Below are 3,189 nucleotides of genomic sequence, written 5' to 3'. Positions count from 1 at the left end.
CACCCGCCCCGGCGGGGGCGGCAGTGTCAGGGTCGGGGTCCGGGATGTCGCTGGAGTCGCGGTAGAGCAGCCAGCAGCCGCGGACACCAGCGAGGAGATCTTCAAGGAGGTCGGTGGCGGGCCGGGCAGGGTCCAACGGCGTGAGGCGCTGCGGCATCCGCGCGTCGCGGAGTCCGCCGCCGGGTTCCCCGAGCGCGTCGGCGCACTCGTGTGCGTCCTCCACCTCGGCGAGGAACGCGTCGAGGTCGGGGATGGCGCCTTCGGCGACGGTCATGGCATCGGCGATCAGCGTGAGGACGGCGTGGCGGGCCGTCTGCCCGGTTGCGATGCGCTCAAGGACGACGGTAGGGCTTTCGTGGGGAAGCGCCTCGATGTTGTCCGCCTCGATGAGGACCTGGGTGGGGCCGAGGCCGGTGTGGTGTGCGGTGACCGTGGCGGCGGCGTGCAGCCAGTGGGCGGCGGCGACCGCCGCGGCGGTGGGGTCCACCTCGGTGAACAGCCGGGTGTCGCCGAACGGGTTGTCGGCCAGAATCTCGTCGGCGGCAGCGACCTGGATGGGAGAGGCGTCGGCGCGGGTCAACGCGATGGCCTGGCGGGCCCGTCCGACCAGGTCGCCGCGTTCGGCCTGCTCGACGGCGTCGAGTTCAGCGGAGACATCGGCGATGATCCGTTCGGTGAGATCCTGGCTGCCGATCGGGTGTAGGGCGCGGCCGACCCGGTGCGCGGCCTCGTCAACAACCACGTAGGACTGCAGCACGGTGCCGTTGCGGGGCAGGTGGGGGTGGCGGATCGCGGCACGCACGTCGGCGAATGCTTTCCGATCGCTGTCGCGCCGCCAGCCTTCGCTGCCGACACGCAGACTCGGGGTGGCGCTGGCCGGATGGGTGTAGGTGCGCCACGCCGCGGCAGCCAGGAAGGTCAGCTGTTCGGCCAGCCGCAGGGCGTCGCCCTCGGCGGTGGCCGCAGGCAGCGCGGCGACGGTTGCGGCCAGGTCCCCCGTTCCGGTGGCCCAGGAGACGACGAGCGCACGCCGGCCGGGGTCGTAGGCATACCGGCTCATCGCGTGGATTCCCCTCTCGCCGTCACCAGGCTGCCACACACCGGACGCAGCCGGGAAGCCGCATCGGTCCCGCGACCCGACCGTGTCGCCGATCTTCAGATTTCACGGCCTGTGACCGTGATCGAAAGTGTGACATGTGGTTGCCGTCGCAATGGCAACACCCCGGCAACACCAGAGGCAGTTATAGATCTTTATTGCGATCTCCGCGGCCCGTTCGCACAAGTCACGGGGTGTGGACCTGACGCGCCACAATAGTCGGGTGGCCGGGGAGGATCACACTCCCCGGCTCCCACAGAACGGAGCGTGATGGTCTCCCATCACTCCGCTCTTCTCATCCAGCCAGCCAGAAGTGCGGCATCCAGGCCCAGTGCGCGAACAACTTCCGGTCTCTTTTGATAACCGTCAGCCACCACGACTGGACGTTCCTGAACGCCCTCAACCGCTTGTATTTCTTACGGGCCCATCGCACCAGGTAGGTGTTGATGCTTCTGAGAAGCGGATACATCTCGGACCGGTTGTACCGGCCCCAGTAGTTCATCCAACCTCGCACGATCGGGTTTATCGCGGTCGCGAGGTCGTCCAAACTCCGCCCGGTACGCCTGTGCATCCGCCAGGAACGGACCTCGGCTTTCTTCGCCGTCAGCTTGTCCTCGCTGATCGCGGGAGCGAACGAGGTGAAACTGCACCTGGCCCGCGCGTTCCACGCCTTGCGAGGACGAAACGTGTACCCGAGGAACGTGAACGACGTGTGCTCGTGCGAGCCCCGCCGGCTACCGTCCTTGCAGTACACGACCTTGGTTTTGGTCGGGTGCAGCCGTAACCCGACCTCCTCCAGCCGCCGGCCGATCGCCGCGCGTACCTGCTCGGCCTGACGCCGGGTCACGCAGTGCACCGCCGCATCGTCCACGTACCGTTCACAGGTGACGTTCGGATACTCCCTGGCCATCCACATGTCAAAGGCGTAGTGGAGGAACAGGTTGGCGAGCACAGGCGACACCGCCGAACCTTGTGGGGTCCCGCGGACCGGCGTCATGCGGGAGCCGTCGGGGTGACACACCGGGGCGACGAGCCACCGGCGTACATACAGCACCACCCACGGCTGGTCGGTGTTGACCTCCACCGCCTTGACGACCAGGTCGTGCGGACAGCTGCCGAAGAAGTCCTGAATATCCAGATCGACCACCCAGCCTTTCCGCCAGCAGCGCCGCCGGCATGTCTCCACCGCGTCCAACGCGGACCGTCCGACCCGGTAGCCGAAGGAGTCGACATGAAAGATCTGTTCCATGCGCGGCTCCAACGTCAACACCACCACGGTCTGGGCGATCCGGTCGGCCACGGTCGACACGCCGAGCGTCCTCGACCCCCCGCCTGGCTTCGGTATCTCCACCGCCCGCACCGGAGACGGAAAATAGCTGCCCGAGCTCATCCGGTTCCAGATCCTGTACAGATTGTTCTTCAGATCCTTCTCGAACTCCTCGACCGACTGCCCGTCCACCCCCGGCGCGCCCTTGTTAGCCTTGACTTTCCGGTACGCCTCCCACACCAGCCCCTTCGAAATATGGAACGGCTTTTCCTTCGGCTTTGATGGCTCCACTCGATCCCTCCCAGCAAGCTGGTTGCCCGAACAAACCACCACGGATGAGCCGGCCCCTTCGCTCCACCCCCGTTACAGAGGCTTCGTCACTACTACGAGCCGGTCCGCCGGCGGGCGCCGCGACGGTACTCAACGCCTCCAGTTTCTGCTGTACGGCGCACTCCCTCTCACCGCCCGGCACCCTCCCGGGCAGCGGTGTCGACACCCGCCTTCCCACGTTCCACGTAGAAGCCGCAGACCGGACTCACGTCGCCTTCATGCCGGACACCACCTGGCCAGTAAATGGGATATCCGCCAGATTCCTCCCGAGACCGGTTCGATAGCCTCGGTTCCGATGCCACCTATTCAAATAACGACACTTCGTCAGCGATTTGCCCGCGCTCGTGTTCCCGGTCCCCACCTGACGTGCTCGCGGCACGCCTTTTCCCCAGCGCTCACCACAACAGGCGTCCGCTACTGATCTTTAATGCGTGAACACTGAGGGACTGTAAGAACAACGGTGTAACTCCACTGTCACACTGCGTACAGATGCGCA

Annotated in this window: 2 protein-coding genes; both read right to left on the bottom strand. The window is 66.2% G+C overall.

Annotated features, from left to right (window positions below; genetic code table 11):
- Positions 1 to 1,060: hypothetical protein (locus tag DD1DGNOD_RS20570; protein ID WP_131770857.1), on the bottom strand; the 1,060-nt coding region annotated here is incomplete at its 3' end.
- A gap of 331 nt (positions 1,061 to 1,391) precedes the next feature.
- On the bottom strand, positions 1,392 to 2,654 hold the full coding sequence (gene ltrA, locus DD1DGNOD_RS20565) for a group II intron reverse transcriptase/maturase (RefSeq protein ID WP_131770856.1): 1,263 nt from the start codon (positions 2,652 to 2,654) through the stop codon (positions 1,392 to 1,394).
- Between the last annotated feature and the right edge of the window lie 535 nt (positions 2,655 to 3,189).

Origin of the sequence: Candidatus Protofrankia californiensis (assembly GCF_900634765.1) — a bacterium.
Taxonomy (GTDB): domain Bacteria; phylum Actinomycetota; class Actinomycetes; order Frankiales; family Frankiaceae; genus Protofrankia; species Protofrankia californiensis.
Note: the sequence above shows the minus strand (reverse complement) of the source record. Positions and strands in the feature narration are given on the sequence as shown.